General features: G+C 64.4%; 12 protein-coding genes. 7 read left to right on the top strand and 5 right to left on the bottom strand.

What is annotated here, in order from left to right; all coding sequences use genetic code 11:
• Window positions 1–2: 2 nt before the first annotated feature.
• Complete coding sequence (locus ACLV74_RS09400; protein WP_411879124.1) at window positions 3–956, top strand: LysR family transcriptional regulator; 954 nt, start codon at window positions 3–5, stop codon at window positions 954–956.
• Between the two features lie 143 nt (window positions 957–1,099).
• On the opposite strand, the gene ACLV74_RS09395 is transcribed toward ACLV74_RS09400, so the two are convergent.
• The 5 genes from ACLV74_RS09395 to ACLV74_RS09375 form a co-directional block, all read right to left on the bottom strand.
• Window positions 1,100–1,504 (bottom strand): hypothetical protein, encoded by a 405-nt coding sequence (locus ACLV74_RS09395; protein ID WP_411879123.1) that lies wholly within the window; start codon window positions 1,502–1,504, stop codon window positions 1,100–1,102.
• A 17-nt stretch (window positions 1,505–1,521) separates the two neighbouring features.
• Window positions 1,522–1,860 (bottom strand): hypothetical protein, encoded by a 339-nt coding sequence (locus ACLV74_RS09390; RefSeq protein WP_411879122.1) that lies wholly within the window; start codon window positions 1,858–1,860, stop codon window positions 1,522–1,524.
• Window positions 1,861–1,905: 45 nt separating this feature from the next.
• Window positions 1,906–2,361: a GNAT family N-acetyltransferase gene (locus tag ACLV74_RS09385; protein WP_411879121.1), complete on the bottom strand. Its 456-nt coding sequence runs from the start codon at window positions 2,359–2,361 to the stop codon at window positions 1,906–1,908.
• 63 nt (window positions 2,362–2,424) lie between these two features.
• On the bottom strand, window positions 2,425–2,988 hold the full coding sequence (locus tag ACLV74_RS09380; RefSeq protein WP_411879120.1) for a hypothetical protein: 564 nt from the start codon (window positions 2,986–2,988) through the stop codon (window positions 2,425–2,427).
• 52 nt (window positions 2,989–3,040) lie between these two features.
• A complete protein-coding gene (locus ACLV74_RS09375) occupies window positions 3,041–3,850 on the bottom strand; it encodes a hypothetical protein (RefSeq protein WP_411879119.1) in 810 nt (269 codons plus the stop codon).
• A 207-nt stretch (window positions 3,851–4,057) separates the two neighbouring features.
• Between ACLV74_RS09375 and ACLV74_RS09370 the strand changes: the two genes are divergently transcribed.
• The 6 genes from ACLV74_RS09370 to ACLV74_RS09345 all read left to right on the top strand — a co-directional run bounded on the left by ACLV74_RS09370 (window position 4,058) and on the right by ACLV74_RS09345 (window position 16,580).
• Window positions 4,058–10,033, top strand: coding sequence for an alpha-2-macroglobulin family protein (locus ACLV74_RS09370; protein ID WP_411879169.1), 5,976 nt, complete (start codon window positions 4,058–4,060; stop codon window positions 10,031–10,033).
• Window positions 10,030–10,728 (top strand): hypothetical protein, encoded by a 699-nt coding sequence (locus ACLV74_RS09365; RefSeq protein ID WP_411879118.1) that lies wholly within the window; start codon window positions 10,030–10,032, stop codon window positions 10,726–10,728. Before ACLV74_RS09370 ends, ACLV74_RS09365 begins: the two co-directional genes overlap by 4 nt.
• A complete protein-coding gene (locus tag ACLV74_RS09360) occupies window positions 10,725–11,729 on the top strand; it encodes a hypothetical protein (protein ID WP_411879117.1) in 1,005 nt (334 codons plus the stop codon). Before ACLV74_RS09365 ends, ACLV74_RS09360 begins: the two co-directional genes overlap by 4 nt.
• Before the next feature lie 3 nt (window positions 11,730–11,732).
• The gene (locus ACLV74_RS09355; protein WP_411879116.1) at window positions 11,733–14,075 is read left to right on the top strand and encodes a transglycosylase domain-containing protein; all 2,343 of its coding nucleotides are present in this window, start codon (window positions 11,733–11,735) and stop codon (window positions 14,073–14,075) included.
• On the top strand, window positions 14,072–15,322 hold the full coding sequence (locus tag ACLV74_RS09350) for a TPM domain-containing protein (protein WP_411879115.1): 1,251 nt from the start codon (window positions 14,072–14,074) through the stop codon (window positions 15,320–15,322). Before ACLV74_RS09355 ends, ACLV74_RS09350 begins: the two co-directional genes overlap by 4 nt.
• 109 nt (window positions 15,323–15,431) lie before the next feature.
• Window positions 15,432–16,580 (top strand): L-lactate dehydrogenase, encoded by a 1,149-nt coding sequence (locus ACLV74_RS09345; RefSeq protein ID WP_411879114.1) that lies wholly within the window; start codon window positions 15,432–15,434, stop codon window positions 16,578–16,580.
• Window positions 16,581–16,594: the final 14 nt, after the last annotated feature.

Below are 16,594 nucleotides of genomic sequence, written 5' to 3'. Positions count from 1 at the left end.
TTATGTCAGATCTGCCAAATGGCTACACATGGGCGCGCAAGTTGAGGGTGCGCCATCTTGAGTCGCTGCTCGTCCTGGAAGAAGCCGGCACGCTGACGGAAGCGGCAACCCGGCTGCATATGACCCAACCAGCGATGTCTCATTGGCTTGCTGAAATGGAAGCATTGGTCGAAGCACCGCTGATCATTCGGGGCCGGCGACTGGAACTGACCCTCGCGGGCGAACTGATGAAGCAGCTCGCCATCAGCGTGTTGGGTGATGTGGCCAAAACCGGCCAGGCATTGAACGCCGCCGCGCAAGGCAAATCATCTTGCCTGCGTATCGGAACGGTATGGGCGGGAGTCGCTTCACTGCTCCCCAGAACAGTGGCGTGTTTTCAGCAGGAGCACCCCGATGTCTCCATCACGGTCACCGAAGCGCCTTTCAGCAACCTGCTGGAGCAATTGGCCCGAAAGGAACTGGACATCGCCGTCGGCATGCTGGATGCCCGCGCCTACCAGGGCCAGCTGGTGCATGAGATTCTGTTTGAGGACGATATCTGTATCGTCGTGGGCCGCGGCAGCCCCCTGTGGGGAGACACATCCTTGCATACCTTGAAGTCCCTGGCCGACAGGCAATGGATCACACCGCAAAAGAGCACCGCGATGCGAAGCCAGCTGGACGCGGCCTTTGTCGATGCGGGCATTGCATGGATCACCCCGAAAGTCGAGACATCGGCCATCACCACACTGATTACCCTTTTGCACCATGGCGACTACATTGGCGCCTGCTCCGAAGCCATGACCCAGGTTCAAATGGTGCGCGGCACTTTGCACCGCATCAAAATTGACAGAAGAGTGAAATTCGGGGCCGTGGGAATCGTCTGGAACAAGGAAACGCCTTCCAGCACGGTGAACGAATTCATCATCACCGCAAAATTGATGGCCAACACGGCAGATGCATCGCTTGAGTCATGAATGCGAAGGCCAGAGGTGCGTTGCCGCACGCGTTCATCAGATGGCCTTTACGGGCGACACCAAGATAGGCCTCCAGGGCTTCTGAAGCGCTCTGCGCGTGATTGAGGATTAAGGGAAGTGCGCGGGCTTGGCGCGCAAAGTCCTCAGGCCTTGGTGTAGTGCCGACGCGACCAGTAGGCGGTCCACACCAGCAAACAAGCCACGCACAACCACATCATTCCGCCCAACACGCCTCCACCCGCCAGCATTGCTGTGTTGGTCACCTCGCATAAAGCCTTTTTGCTTCCGGTGCATGCCTGGGCAAGGTAAACGCTTTCACCCGTCAGATAACGAACCCCTGCAAGTGCGCTCAATGCGGCAAATGCGAGGAAGGACAAGGGAACCACCCATGCCCGCCACCGGTTGTTTTCGATAAAAACGGTGACAGCAAGGGCAAGAAGAACTGCGCCAGCAACAACGCCTTGCCAGCCGAGAACCGCCAAGCAGAACAACGCAACCAAGGTAAAAAGCACCGCGCTGAGAATCCTGGAGGTCATTGAGATTGGCATTGGAATGAATCAGTTGTTCACGAAATCTTATCAAGCGGCTCATCGCCTTTTTCGATGCTCCGCCGGTGGCGTACATGCCAGGCAATTCCCATGCCGAACCCCAAAACAAGAAGCGCAAGACTAAGGTATCCGGCGTTGGCCGAAACGACGTAACCCAATCCCCACCCCATGGCCAGCGCGAGGCCCAGCGCAAGCATGACTCTCCAGATCCAGACGCAAAGCACATAAAAAATGACGACAAGCAGGATCGAATTGGCATGGTCTTGAACGGGCCCAAGGGCAACAAAGACGCCCGCGAGCACAGCGAGTACCGGCAACAGAACCAGGATGAATGTTTTCGGTTTGCTTTTATTCACGTCTGTACTTTTGTTGCATTAATTTCCGGTTCTTGCCGATAGTTGTCACTGTTCAGTCGTTGGGAGCTCATACCGCGCAAATGAGGTAGCCCCTTTCTGGACGACGCTGTGCAGCGCGAAGCCGAAGCCTTCATAGAGCTTGCGCAGCCCATGCCGGTCCGCGACGCAGTCCAGCCGGAGGTGGGTACGCCCGAGCTGTTGGGCGCGAGTTCGGGCATACGCCAGGAGCGCAATCGAAACCCCTTTTTTTGCCCACGCCCGGCGAATGGCGAGCTTGTGGACAAAGGCCGAAGTGCCCGGCGGGACCTCGGGCCAGAAATAGGCGTCCTCCAGCTCGAACTTCATGACGCCCACTATCTGCTCGCCGTCACGGGCGACATGGAAAAGCCCCGCGCTGGTGTCCTGCAGGACACGTTCGTGGCCGATGGCGGTGGCTGACCAAAGCGCCCTCCCCCCGCCGGCGAGCCAGAGTTCGGCATCCTGCAGGACGGAGGCAATCACGGGTGCATCCGAGGGGAGCGCTTGCTGTATGTTCATCATCACTGCCTTGGGCCCGAAGGGTGGCTATCTTATGGAATCCCTGACCCCCGCCTGGGTTTGACCGATGCGGCGCCGGCGCATCAAGACAAACGCGGAGGCCAGCAGCGGACCAGACAGCGTGAGCAAGACGAAAGGAACATCTCCCAATGGCGTCATGGATCCCCTCGAACGCGGAGGCACGAGCTGTCCCCATAGTCGAAGATCGGTGAGTTGAACTTGCATGTATTGCCTGTACAACCAGAACACCGCGCCGCTCACGAGAACAGAAGACACAAAAAGAAGGACGGCCGTTCGTGCGTACTGCCTGTAGCCGGTGGATGCAAGCCAGGCTGCGGCCAAGGGAATGGCAATGAACAGGCTGCCTGCATGGAAGAGATCAAACCGGAAGCGGTAAATCGAGCCGGCACGCTCTGCAACTGCGGAGACAGTATTGCGTCCGGGATTGAGCAGCTGCATCATGATCGCAAAGCTAATTTCCTGCTCAAAAAAGACGAGTGTTCCCCCTGCCAGGCAGGCAGCCGCGGCGATTGCGATGACCAGCGCGACGGGCGGCTTTGGAATCCCTTGCGGGCGTGCGTTTTCAAGCATGGGACTTCCCACAAAGGTTGGAGACAATCAAAAGCACAGCACTCTCGCGATGCTAGTTGCGCGGCTCGACGCGGATTCCCGGTGCGTAGCAAACGCGCAGCACACCGGCGACCAGTTCGGACGCCCCCTTCTGGAGCTGGTCGATGGCAATGCGCGCCGTGACGTACGCCTGCAAATTGCCCAGCGCTTTACCTGCGCTTGCCCAGATCGGAGCGAAATCCTCCTCCAGCTTCTGCAGCCGGGCGCGCTGTTGCGCGTTGCTGACCGCAGGTATCTTGAGCTGGGCGTCTCCAGCGATCAGCGCACGCGTCAATGTCCTGATGTCATTGAGGTTGCGCCCGAAATCGAAAACGGCATCCTGGGACATTTCTGTGGCGGCAAACTTTCCGGCATTCCTGGCGAGGCTGTCGAGCAGTATGGGCAATTGCTGCGCTGCCGCGACGCGCGCGGGCGTCTGGCGGCCCTTGCGTTCATTCGCCGCCACCTCCTGGGCCTGGCTGACCAGGACCAGTGACTCGCGAATCACATCGTGCAGGCCGTTCTGCACCGTCGGCAGGACATGGGGCTTTTCAAGAAGAATGTTCGCCGAATACGCCATTCCGCCCACAAGAGGCCCGAGACGGTCGAGAGACGGCGGCAGATTGCCGCCCGTCAGCGTTCGCAGCGCGTCCATGTGCTGCCGGAGTTTCGGAAAGGCTTCGGCGTCGCCGGCCTGCGCGGATGCGAGTACCGGCCGCATTCCGCTGGCCTGGTCAAACACCTGGCAGGCCAGCTGCGCCTCAGGGCCCGTCTGCCTGATTTGGCCGCGAGCCGGTGCGGCGAGAAATGCGCATGCTGCCATGCCGGCGGCCACCCAGCGCACTGCAATTCGTGAACATGTCCGCATCGAGACCTCCCCCGCGTTGTATTTGTGGCCACTATAGCCGCGACCAGCAGTCCCTGTGCCGGACGCGTTCCGGGAGCATCCAAGCCCTGGCTTGGGAGATTTTTCCCCGCGCCCGCAGCATCTTGTTACATGCAAATCGGCTACCCTTGGCCTTCCGAAGGAGAAGGAAACGTGAGCCAAACAATGAAAAAAGCCGCCCTGTTACTGATCGCGGCGGTATCGCTGCATGCCCAGGCCCTGCAAATCACCAGCCTTTCGCCCCAGGGCGAGGTTGCGCGGGTGCGGCAGGTGGTCGCCAAGTTCGATGAGGGGGCCGTCAATTTCGGCGACCCCAAGGCGCCGGCGCCGCTGTCGCTGAGCTGCAGCGACGCGCAGGCCACCAAGGGCTCCGGCCGCTGGATCAGCGAGCGTGAATGGGCTTTTGAGTTTGAAAACGACCTGCCGCCCGGCGTGAGCTGCGCGCTCAACGTGGTCGGCACCTTCAAGTCGCCCAAAAGCCAGCCCGTGGCCGGCACCACTTCCTACAAGTTCAACACCGGCGGGCCTTTCATCCAGAACCTGCGCCCCGGCACCTACGAGCGCATCGACGAGGAACAGTACTTCCTGCTGCAGCTCAACGGCGCGGCCACGGCGCAAAGCATCCGCGACAACGTCTGGTGCAATGCCGAAGGCCTGGGCGAGCGTGTGCCCGTCAAGCTGATCGAGGGCAAGGAACGCGACGAGCTGCTCAAGTCGCAAGGCCTGGACAAGGCCGCGGCCAAGGACCCGCTGCGTTACGTCACGCTGGCCTGCAACCGGCGCCTGACGCCGGCCACCAAGGTGCAGCTGGTTTACGGCAAGGGCGTGAGCACACCCAGCGGCGTGGCCAGCTCGGTGGAAAAACGCTACAACTTCCAGGTGCGCGAGCCTTTTTCGGCCAGCTTCAACTGCGAGCGCGAAAACGCCCAGGCCGCCTGCCTGCCGATGCGGCCCATGAGCCTGAACTTCAACGCCCCCGTGCCGCGCAAGCTGGCCGAGGCGATTCGCCTCAAGGGCGACAAGGACACCAAACCCTCCTTCGACGAAGGTAACAGCGACGGCGACAACGTGGTCACCACCGTCACCTTCAAGCCGATGTTCGCCGAGCAGGCCCAGTTCACGCTGGAACTGCCCAGAGGCTTCAAGGACGCCTCGGGCCGCGAGCTGCGCAATGCCGACAGCTTTCCGCTGAAAGTGGCGACGGGCGCGATGCCGCCGCTGGCGAAATTCGCCGCCTCGCCCTTCGGCATCGTTGAACGTTATGCCGAGCCCAACACCAAGCCCGGCGACCCGGCCCTGTTGCCGGTGACGCTGCGCAATGTGGAAGCGGCCCTGCAGGTCAAGGGCCTGGCGCCGGCCGCCGCGGCAGCGCCTGCCGGCAAGGTCAGCGACCTGCAGCCGCGCACCGACGCAGACATCATTGCCTGGTTCCGCAAGGTGCAGCGCTACGACGAATATGAAGTGTCGCGCAAGACGGCCGCCGCCGACGTCAAGGGCCCGCTGCCCAAGGTGCTGGACGCGCAGGGCAAGGATTATGTGCAATCGCGCATGCTGTCGCTGCTGGGCGGCCAGCCCGGCGTGAAGACGCTGGACCTGCCCAAGCCCGTGACCGGCGGCGACCCGCGCCCGTTTGAAGTCGTCGGCATCCCGCTGGCGCCTGGTTTCCACGTGGTGGAGATCGCCTCGCAAAAACTCGGCAGCTCGCTGCTGGACGAACGCCACGGCGACAGCCGGACCATGTATGTGCGCACCTCAGCACTTGTGACCAACCTGGGCGTGCATTTCAAGCTGGGCCGCGAGAACTCGCTGGCCTGGGTCACCACGCTCGACAAGGGCGCGCCGGTGGTGGGCGCCACGGTGCGCGTGTCGGGCTGCAACGGCACCGAAGTCGCCAAGGCCGTGACCAACGCGCAAGGCATCGCCAATTTCGCGGGCCTTTCTTCCGAGCCGCCGCGCTGCCCCGGCAACGACGGCAGCAATGCCTATTTCGTGAGCGCGCGCAGCACCGTGGCCGGCATTGAAGACCTGGCCTTTACCTGGAGCGACTGGCACAAGGGCATAGAGCCCTGGCGCTTCAACGTGCCGACCAGCCGCGACCCGATGCCCGACGAACGGGCCCACACAATATTCGACCGCACGCTGCTGCGCGCCGGCGAAACGGTGTCGATGAAACATTTGCTGCGCACCGAGACCAGCAAGGGCTTCGGCCTGCCCGAGGGCACGCCGGCCACGCTGGTCGTCACCCACGTGGGCAGCGGCCAGCAATACACCCAGCCCATCAGCTGGCGCAAGACGGCGACCGGCGGCCTGAGCGCCGAAAACACCTTTGCGATACCGCCCGCGGCCAAGCTGGGCGTGTACGAAGTGCAGCTCAAGGGCCAGAACGACAGCGGCAACGGCCGCGGCAACCGCGCCCGCAGCTTCCCCACCGGGCAGTTCCGCGTCGAGGAATTCCGCCTGCCGGTTCTGGAAGGCCGCATCAACCCGGTCGAGAAGAAGGCGTTGGTCAACGTGCAGTCGGTGCCCACCGACGTGCAGATCAACTACGTTTCGGGCGGCGGCGCCGTGAACCTGCCGGTGCGCGTCTCGGCGCTGGTGCGCGCCAAGTCGCTGAGCTACAGCGACTATGAAGAGTTCAACTTCATGCCGCCGCGCATCAACCGCGACCAGGCCGCCAGCGCGGAGAACGAAGAAGCCACGGCCTCGCAGGACCAGCGCGTGATCGCCGACAAGCTGCCGCTGACGCTGGACCGCAACGGCGCGGGCAAGCTCACCATCAACGACATCCCGGTTCACAAGCAGCCGCAGGAGCTGCTGATGGAAGCCACCTACGCCGACCCCAACGGCGAGGTGCAGACCATACGCAGCGTCTCCACCGTCTGGCCGGCCGCCGTGGTGGCGGGCATCAAGACCGAGGGCTGGGTGTCCTCCAGCCAGAAAATCAAATTCCAGGCGCTGGCGCTGGACCTCACGGGCAAGCCGGCGACCGGCGTGTCGCTGGAAGTGAACGCCGTGGCGCGCATCACCACCACCAGCCGCAAGCGCATGGTGGGCGGTTTCTACACCTACGACAACAAGACCGAGACCAAAGACCTCGGCAGCGTCTGCAGCGGCAAGAGCGATTCGCGCGGCCTGCTGCTGTGCGAGACCAAGCTCGGCGAGCCGGGCGAGGTCGAACTCATCGTGACGGCCACGGACAAGGACGGCAACACCATCAAGGCCGCCAGCAATGTCTACGTCACGCGCCAGGGCGAACTGTGGTTCGGCGGCGAAGACCACGACCGCATGGACGTGCTGCCCGAGAAGAAAAGCTACCAGCCCGGCGAGATGGCCAAGTTCCAGGTGCGCATGCCCTTCCGCTTCGCCACCGCGCTGGTCGCGATTGAACGCGAAGGCGTGATCGAAACCCAGGTGGTGCAGCTCAACGGCCAGGACCCGACCGTGAACCTGCAGATCAAGGAAGGCTGGGGCCCGAATGTGTACGTCAGCGTGCTGGCCCTGCGCGGCCGGTTGCGCGAGGTGCCCTGGTACAGCTTCTTCACCTGGGGCTACAAGGCGCCGCGTGAATGGTGGACCTCCTTCTGGTACGAAGGCCGCGAATACGTGGCGCCGACCGCGCTGGTGGACCTGAGCAAGCCGGCGTTCCGCCTGGGCCTGGCGGAAATCCGCGTGGGCACCAAGGCGCACCAGCTCGACGTGAGCGTGAAGGCCGACAAGGAAAGCTATGCCGTGCGCGGCCAGGCCAAGGTCACCATCACCGCCAGGCTGCCCAACGGCCAGCCGGCCGCCAATGCCGAAGTGGCGCTGGCCGCGGTGGACCAGGCGCTGCTGGAGCTGATGCCCAACGACAGCTGGGACCTGCTGGGCGCGATGTTGCAGCGCCGTTCGTGGGGCGTGGAGACCTCGACCGCACAGATGGAAATCATAGGCCGCAGGCATTACGGCCGCAAAGCCGTGGCGGCCGGCGGCGGCGGCGGGCGCAGCAACACGCGCGAGCTGCTGGAAACCCTGCTGCTGTGGAACCCCAGCATCGTGCTGGACGCCAAGGGCCAGGCCGTGGTGACGGTGCCGCTCAATGACGCGCTGACGACCTTCAAGATCGTCGCCGTGGCCGACGCCGGCACCGGCCTCTTCGGCACCGGCCAGACCAGCATCAAGGCGACGCAAGACCTGCAGATCATCAGCGGCCTGCCGCCGCTGGTGCGCGAGGACGACCAGTTCCGCGCGCAGCTGACCTTGCGCAACACCACCAAGGCCGTGATGAAGGTGGAAGTCAGCCCGCGCGCCACGCTGCTGGATTTGAAGCCGCAGACGGTGGACATCCCCGCCGGTGAAGCGCGTGAAGTGGCCTGGATGGTCACCGCGCCCGCGCAGCTGGCGCTCACGCGCGCCGAAGCCATCCTCTGGGAAATCGAGGCGAAAGACACGATCACCGGCGCGCGCGACGGCCTGAAGGCGCGCCAGCGCATCATCCCGGCCGTGCCGTTGACGGTGCAGCAGGCCACGCTGGTGCAGGTGGACGGAAGCTTCACACTGGACGTGAACCCGCCGGCCGACGCCCTGCCCGGCCGCGGCGGCCTGAAGATGTCGCTGCAACCCAGGCTGGCGGAAGGCATGGACGGCGTGCGCGATTATTTCGCCAACTACCCCTTCATCTGCCTGGAGCAAAAAACCAGCAAGGCCGTGGGCCTGCGCGACGGCAAGCTCTGGCAGACGGTGCTGGCGCAACTGCCCAGCTACCTGGACAGCGACGGCCTGGCCAGCTACTTCCCGCCGCGCGACGGCGAAGCCAACCGCGGCAGCGATGCGCTGACGGCCTACCTGCTGGCCGCCACGCATGAGGCCTCCGGCATCAACCCGGCCTTCGCCCTGCCCGACGACGCCCGCGCACCCATGGAGCGCGGCCTGATCGCTTTCGTTGAAGGCCGCATCCAGCGCGAGTTCTGGAGCCCGCGCAAGGACCTGGACGTGCGCAAGCTGGCCGCGCTGGAGGCGCTGTCGCGCTACGGCAAGGCCCAGGGCCGCATGCTGGGCAGCATCACCATCGCGCCCAACCAGTGGCCCACCCACGCGGTGATCGACTGGCTCAACATCCTCAAACGCGTGGCCGACGTGCCGCAGCGCGAGCAGCGTTTGGCCGAGGCCAACCAGGTGCTGCGTTCGCGCCTGTCCTTCCAGGGCACCAAGCTGGTCTTCAGCACCGAGAAGGACGATTACTGGTGGTGGCTGATGGCCAACGGCGACGTCAACACCGCGCGCCTGATGCTGGCCGTGATGGACGACCCGACGTGGAAGGACGACATGGGCCGCCTGGCCAACGGCTTTATCGCACGCCAGCAAAAAGGCGCCTGGCACACCACCACGGCCAACCTCTGGGGCGGCCTGGCACTGGACAAGTTCTCGGCCAAGTTTGAAGCCACGCCCGTGGCCGGCGTGACCAAGGCGACGCTGGCGGCTGCGGCCGCGAGTGTGGCCAGCGTGGACTGGGCCAAGGTCGACCGCGTCAAGACCACCGACGCGGCCGGCGCGCCCAACCAGACCACCTTCTTCGGCGCGCCGGCCTCGCCCGGCAACCTGCGCAACAACAGCATGTTCCTGCCCTGGGGCGGCGCGGCCAAAGACACGCTCACCGTGACCCACCAGGGCCCCGGCAAACCGTGGCTCACGCTGCAGTCCATCGCGGCCATCCAGTTGAAGGAACCCTTTAACGCCGGCTACCAGATCAAGAAGACCATCACGCCCGTGGAGCAGGCCGTCAAGGGCGTGTACACGCGCGGCGACGTGATCCGCATCTCGCTGGAAGTCAACGCGAGTGCCGACATGACCTGGGTGGTGATCAGTGACCCGGTGCCCGGCGGCGCGACCATCCTGGGCGGCGGCCTGGGCCGCGACTCCGAAATCGCGACCAGCGGCGAGAAAAAAACCGGCGCAGGCTGGCCCGCCTTTGAAGAGCGCAGCTTCGAGGCCTTCCGCAGCTACTACGAATACCTGCCCAAGGGCGTGGTGAAGATGGAATACACCGTGCGCCTGAACAACGTCGGCGACTTCGCGCTGCCGCCAAGCCGGGTGGAGGCCATGTATGCGCCCGAGATGTTTGGCGAGTCGCCGAATGCGCGGGTGAAGGTGGAGGCGGCGAAGTGAAGCTTTCCGCTTATGCCGTTTACGCCGTCCTGCTGCTGGGCGCCAACCTGGCCCTGGCGCAGGTCGGCACGCCCGCTGAAGGTGAGTACGTCATCAGCGACGGTGCCTGGGGAACACTGGAGGTTCAGGTCCGTGGAAAGTTCATGATAGAGACGGTTGGGGCCAATGCGCACATCTGCGGCGTGGAGGGCGTGATCGTCGATGGAAAATCGAAAATAGGAAAGTCAGCCTGCCAGTTGAGCTTTAAAGCCGAGGGCCAGGACGTCAGGGTCGCGACCAACGGCTCCGACGCCTGCAGGGATTTTTGCGGCATGCGGGCCTGGTTTGAAGGGCTTTACCGCAAGCCCTCGCCGCTTTGTGTGCGCAAGAGCATTGACGACGCGAAGAAAAAATTCAAGAAAAGCTATGTGGCGAAAGATTACGCCGCCGCGCTGGCCGTCATCAACCCCGTTGCCACGCAATGCAAGCCTTTCCTGAATTGGGTGGAGTCGGCCTGGGTCCTGAACGACCTGGCATTAACGCAATTCAAACTGGGTGACCGCGCGGCCTGCATCAAGACCTTGCAAGGCCTCGCGCCTGATGCCGCCAAGTCTGACGATGAAATCAAAGGGAGCTATCCTCCGGCCGACTCGGACGCCTATCTGCCGGTGGTGCAAGCCACCCGGACCAACCTGCGGCTGTGCACAAAGCCATGAATTACCCCCAGCGCGTTTACGCAGGCTTGGCACTTGCCTTTCTACTGGCCAGCGGCGTCCATTCGCCCGCACGGGCCGAAACCACAGCAGAGTCTCAGGAATTGGCTTTGCAATTGGTCCAGCGCGCAGAGCTGAAGAAACTGGCCATGCTTTCCATGCGCGCCCACCTCTGGGACCGGGTGGAAGGGGAACCCGTGGATCCCGGGCCCAGCACCATCAAGGATCAATACTTTTCTCAATACGAATGCCTCCGGCACAAAGACGGCTCTCCCTTCGAAGCCCCACTGGCGAAGCTGCTTGCGGAAAGTTTGACGCCGGAAGACATGCGTGGCCTGCTTGAGTTTTATGCCGGCCCAGCGGGAGATGAGGCCATCAAGCTGGTTTTCTGGAAGCAGCTGGAAAGCAAGGGACTTCCAAGGACGGGCGAGTACTCGGCCTTCTTTTCTCCTCCACGCATTTCATCGATGCAACAGGCTGCCATTACCCAGTTCATCGGCTCGGAGCGTTTCATCAGGATGATGAAGCCCTTGACGCAACCCGGTCAGGACTATTCCAGCGCCATGGGTGAGTTGGTTCGCCAGTGCAATGAGGTTTTTGTCCCCACGGCCCTGAACACATCATCCAGACCATCTTATCCGGCTATCGGAACAGGAGGGACTCTGGATCCCGCGTTGATCAATCAGGTTGTTGTTCCCGCGACTGTGAAGACATCCACCAGTCCCGCTTACCCGCCAATCGCCAGAAGAGCGGGCATCCAGGGCGCCATGGTGATAGGGGTTTACGTCGATGCATCCGGCGAAGCAAAGCAAGCGTGGGTGTTCAGGCAATGGTTCAACTCTCGCGTGATGCCGGGGCCGCCAGGCAAGACAAGCACGGCCGAGGTGTTCAACGAGATTGGCCTGGCCTACGCCATGAACAGTACCTATGCGCCGGCGACGCGAAACGGCGTTGCGGTGGAATCCGTGCTCAGTATTCCGCTGCGATTCCGTCTCGAAAAATAAGCCATGCTCCGAACAAGCCCATCCGCCATGCGCCGCACTGCCGCTGTTTTTTTTGCGGCAGTTTGCATGCATCCCGCCTGGGCCGTCGCCACCTTCGACGAAGTCAAACGCGACTTCCGCCCCTCCGACACGCTCATCCTGGACCGCACAGGCGAAATCCTCCAGCGCCTGCGCACCGACGCTGCCGTGCGGCGCGGCCAGTGGGTCGCCTTGCCGGATGTGTCGCCTGCCCTGCGCACGGCGCTTGTACTCAGTGAAGACAAGCGCTTTTACGAGCACAGCGGCGTGGACTGGCGGGCTGTGTCGGCCGCGGCCTGGGGCAATTTGTGGAACACCAAAACCCGCGGCGCGTCCACCATCAGCATGCAGCTGGCCGGCCTGATGGACGAAGACTGGCGCGCCGGCGCGGGCGGGCGCAGCCTGGCGCAAAAAGTCGGCCAGACCGTGTCGGCCCAGATCCTGGAAGCGCGCTGGCGCAAGGACCAGATCCTGGAGGCTTACCTCAACCTCGTGCCCTTTCGCGGCGAGATGGTGGGGATCGACGCGTTAAGCCGCACGCTGTTCGGCAAGGCCGCGCACGGGCTGGATGAACGCGAGGCGGCACTCGCGGCGGCGCTGGTGCGCGCGCCCAATGCCAAAGTGGCGCAGGTGTCGCAGCGGGCTTGCGGAGTTTTGAGGACGATGCAGGCGCCGGCCAAAGTGGATTGCGAAGGGCTGGACTTGTTTGCGGCAGCCGCGTTGCAGCGCAAGGCCTTTGATGCGAGTGAAGGCGTGGCGCCGCATGTGGCGCGCAGGCTGCTGGCGCTTCGCGCGCCCTCACCCCTGCCCTCTCCCAGGGGGAGAGGGAGCAATACCGTTGAGCGCAGCGACCCCGCTCTGCTCCCTCTCCCTCCGGGAGAGGGCGGGGGTGAGGGCTCCCCGAATTCAAAGAGCCCATCCATACGCTCCACCCTGCGCGCCCCGCTGCAACGCTTCGCCGTGCAAACCCTGACGCAGCAACTGCGCGAGCTGCGCGGCCGCCACGTCGAGGACGGCGCCGTCGTGGTGCTGGACAACGCCACCGGCGAGGTGCTGGTCTGGGTGGGCTCTTCGGGCGAACTGAGCGGCGCGGCCGAGGTCGACGGCGTGATGGCGCTGCGCCAGCCGGGTTCCACGCTCAAGCCGTTCTTGTATGCCGAGGCGATTGCCGAGCGCCGCATCACGGCGGCATCGCTGCTGGAAGACTCGTCCTCGCAGATCCAGACGGCCGGCGGCCTCTACATTCCGCAGAACTACGACAGGCAGTTCAAGGGACTGGTGTCGGCGCGCACGGCGCTGGGCGCTTCGCTCAACGTGCCGGCGGTGCGCACGCTGGTGATGGTGTCGCCCGACGCCTTCCACAAGCAGCTCAGGGCCGTGGGCCTGCCGCTGAAAGAATCGGGCGACTACTACGGCTACAGCCTGGCGCTGGGCAGCAGCGAGGTCTCGTTGCTGTCATTGACCAACGCCTACCGCACGCTGGCCAACGGCGGGCGCTACAGCACGCCCTCGCTGGCGAAGAACCCCAAACCCGTGTTCAGGCCGGCGCTGGATGCGCGCGCCGCCTTTATCGCGACCGACATCATGGCCGACCCGCTGGCGCGCGCGCGCACCTTCGGCACCGACAGCATCCTCGCCACGCGCTTCTGGACGGCCGTGAAAACCGGCACCAGCAAGGACATGCGCGACAACTGGGCCATGGGCTTTTCGCAGCGCTACACCGTGGGCGTGTGGGTGGGCAACGCCAGCGGCGCGCCCATGTGGGACGTGAGCGGCACCAGCGGCGCGGCGCCCATCTGGGCGGCGCTGATGAACTACCTGCACAAGACTGAACGCAGCCGCGCGCCCGCGCCGCCTGCCGGCCTGGTGCAAAGCCGCGCGCAGTTCGGCAAGCAGGGCGGCACGCCGCTGGAGGCGGCGCGCAGCGAGTGGTTTATCCAGGGCACGGAGCAGGCGGTGTTTGCCATGAGTTCAGGCACGGATGCGCCGCGGCCCGCCCGGGGCGGCCGCAAACCTGCCAACACCGAACCCGACGCCCCCGCGCGCATCACCGCGCCGGCCTCCGGCACCATCATCGCGCTGGACCCGGACATTCCGCCCAAAAACCAGCGCATCAGCTTCAGCGCCCAGGGCCGCGGCACACGCTGGCTCATGGACGGCAAGGAATTCGCGCGCGGCGCGCAGGCACAGTGGTTGCCCTGGCCGGGCCGGCACGTGGTGCAGCTGGTCGACGCGGGCGGCAAGGTGGCCGACGAAATCAAATTTGAAGTGCGCGGCGCGGGTGTGCGCGAGGCCAGCGCGCGTGGCGCCACGACGGCGGCACGATGAGTTTCACAGTACCGGCAACACGGCCCCTCTACAAAACACCGGCCGTGCTCTGGACGGTGCTGTGCGTGCTGGCGGCCTGTGCGCTGGCTACGCCGGCCGCCGCCGCGCAAGTGCCCGTGCCGCCCTACAGCGCGCGCGTGCTCGACACCACCGCCACGCTGGACACCGCACAGATCGCGGCCCTGAACGCGCAGATCCTGGCGCTGGAGGCAGACACCCAGGCGGCAATCGTCGTCTACATGCTGCCGACCACGGGCGAAGAAGCCATCGAGGAATACGCCACGCGCGTATTCGAGGCATGGAAATTGGGCGACGCCAAGCGTGACGACGGCATCCTGGTCCTGGTCGCGCTACAGGACAGGCGCATGCGCATTGAAGTCGGCCAGGGCCTTGAAGGCACTGTGCCCGACGTGCTGGCGGGCCGCATCATAGCCCAGCAGATGAAGCCGCATTTCCAGGACAAGGACTACGCGGGTGGGCTGGAAGCGGCCATCAACAGCCTGGGCGCGCTGGTGCGCGGCGATGCGCCGGCCCCGGCCGACGCGCCTCCCGGCGGTGTCACGCCCTTTGGCTGGGCATTTATTGCCGCGCTGCTGTGGGGTTTCGCCGTGGGCGTGGCTCGCGCGCTCCGCGCCTGGAAATGGCCGGTGACTATCGGCGTGCTCGCCGCCGTACCGGTGGTGGCAGCGGCCGTCCTGACGGATGCCGGCATGGCGGCCATCCTGCTGTCTTTCCCGGCGCCGCTGGCGTTTGCGCTGGGTTTCGGCTGTGGCCGCTCCGGCATTGTGCGTTGGATAGCCGGCGGTTTTGTGGGGGTGATAGGCCTGCTGGTCGGCATCGGTTATGCGGTGGGCGCCGACAGGTTCTGGTGGGGATTTCTGTACGCCATGGCGGGCGGTGTCGCCTGCCTGCTGCTTACCCTGATCGTCATGGGTATGCGCATGGCCTGGCAGCGCAGCCTGCTGGAGTTCGGCGTGCGCTGCGCCGTGGTGGCCGGCATCGTGGGTTATGTGGCCTTCGAAAACCCGCCGGGTTCGCTGTGGACGGACTGGGAATCCTGGCTGCCCACGGCGGCCGCGGCCGGCCTGTCAATGCTGTTTGGTTTTTTCCCGGGCAGCATGGGTGGCGGCAGTGGAAGCGACAGTAGCAGTTCATCGGGCAGCAGTTCCAGCTCAAGCTCCGGTTCCAGCAGCCGCAGTTCGTCGGGCGGCTCCAGCAGCGGCGGCGGCGCGTCTGGCAGCTGGTAGAAGGTCGGCGCCGGGCGCCCCGTATTGAAATAATTTGCAGCCCGCCAAAATTTATTCAATCGCCGGGCGCCCCAAGCCTTTAGCATTGGGCGACTGAGGAGACAACCCTGTGCCCGTGATCACCAACATTGAAGACCTGCGCGTCCTGGCCAAAAAGCGCGTGCCGCGCATGTTCTACGACTACGCCGATTCCGGCTCCTGGACCGAAAGCACCTACCGCGCCAACGAAAGCGACTTCCAGAAGATCAAGCTGCGCCAGCGCGTGGCCGTCAACATGGAAAACCGCAGCACGGCCACCACCATGATCGGCCAGCCCGTGGCCATGCCGGTCGCCATCGCGCCCACGGGCCTCACGGGCATGCAGCACGCCGACGGTGAAATACTCGGGGCGCGCGCCGCCAAAAAATTCGGCATCCCCTTCACGCTGTCGACCATGAGCATCTGCTCCATCGAGGACGTGGCCGCCGGCACGGACCGCCACCCCTTCTGGTTCCAGCTCTATGTGATGAAGGACCGCGCCTTCATTGAAGCCCTGATAGAGCGCGCGAGGGCGGCCAATTGCTCGGCGCTGGTGCTCACGCTGGATTTGCAGATCCTCGGCCAGCGCCACAAGGACCTCAAAAACGGCCTGAGCGCACCGCCCAAGCCCACGCTGGCCACCATCCTCAATCTCATGACCAAACCGCGCTGGGGCCTGGGCATGCTTGCTACCCGCCGCCACGGCTTCGGCAACATCGTCGGCCACGTCAAGGGCGTGGAGAACATGGGCTCGCTCTCCGAATGGACGGCCAAGCAGTTCGACCCGGCGCTCAGCTGGGGCGACGTGGAATGGATCAAGAAGCGCTGGGGCGGCAAGCTGATCCTCAAGGGCATCCAGGACGTGGAAGACGCCAAACTCGCCGTCAATTCAGGCGCGGATGCGCTGGTCGTCTCCAACCACGGCGGCCGCCAGCTCGACGGCGCGATGTCCTCCATTTCGTCCCTGCCCGGGATCGTCGCGGCCGTCGGCAACCAGATCGAGGTGCACATGGACGGCGGCATACGCTCCGGCCAGGATGCGCTCAAAGCCGTGGCCCTGGGCGCCAAAGGCACTTACATAGGCCGCGCCTTCCTCTATGGCCTGGGCGCCATGGGCGAACAAGGCGTGACCAAGGCGCTGGAGATCATCCACAAGGAGCTGGACCTGACCATGGCCTTTTGCGGGCGCACCGACATCAAGTCGGTGGATACCAGTATTTTTGTGCCGGGGACTTACTGAGCCTCAACAGGCAG

The sequence above is a fragment of the Polaromonas sp. YR568 genome (assembly GCF_943369415.1).
Lineage (GTDB): Bacteria > Pseudomonadota > Gammaproteobacteria > Burkholderiales > Burkholderiaceae_C > Polaromonas.
This window is presented reverse-complemented; position numbering and strand designations above follow the sequence as displayed.

Excerpts from the sequence above, each read along its gene's own strand:
- ACLV74_RS09370 (WP_411879169.1), top strand. The coding sequence starts at position 4,058 with ATGAAAAAAGCCGCCCTGTTACTGATCGCGGCGGTATCGCTGCATGCC.
- ACLV74_RS09380 (WP_411879120.1), bottom strand. The coding sequence starts at position 2,988 with ATGCTTGAAAACGCACGCCCGCAAGGGATTCCAAAGCCGCCCGTCGCG.
- ACLV74_RS09350 (WP_411879115.1), top strand. The coding sequence starts at position 14,072 with ATGAGTTTCACAGTACCGGCAACACGGCCCCTCTACAAAACACCGGCC.
- ACLV74_RS09355 (WP_411879116.1), top strand. The coding sequence starts at position 11,733 with ATGCTCCGAACAAGCCCATCCGCCATGCGCCGCACTGCCGCTGTTTTT.
- ACLV74_RS09400 (WP_411879124.1), top strand. The coding sequence starts at position 3 with ATGTCAGATCTGCCAAATGGCTACACATGGGCGCGCAAGTTGAGGGTG.
- ACLV74_RS09395 (WP_411879123.1), bottom strand. The coding sequence starts at position 1,504 with ATGCCAATCTCAATGACCTCCAGGATTCTCAGCGCGGTGCTTTTTACC.
- ACLV74_RS09360 (WP_411879117.1), top strand. The coding sequence starts at position 10,725 with ATGAATTACCCCCAGCGCGTTTACGCAGGCTTGGCACTTGCCTTTCTA.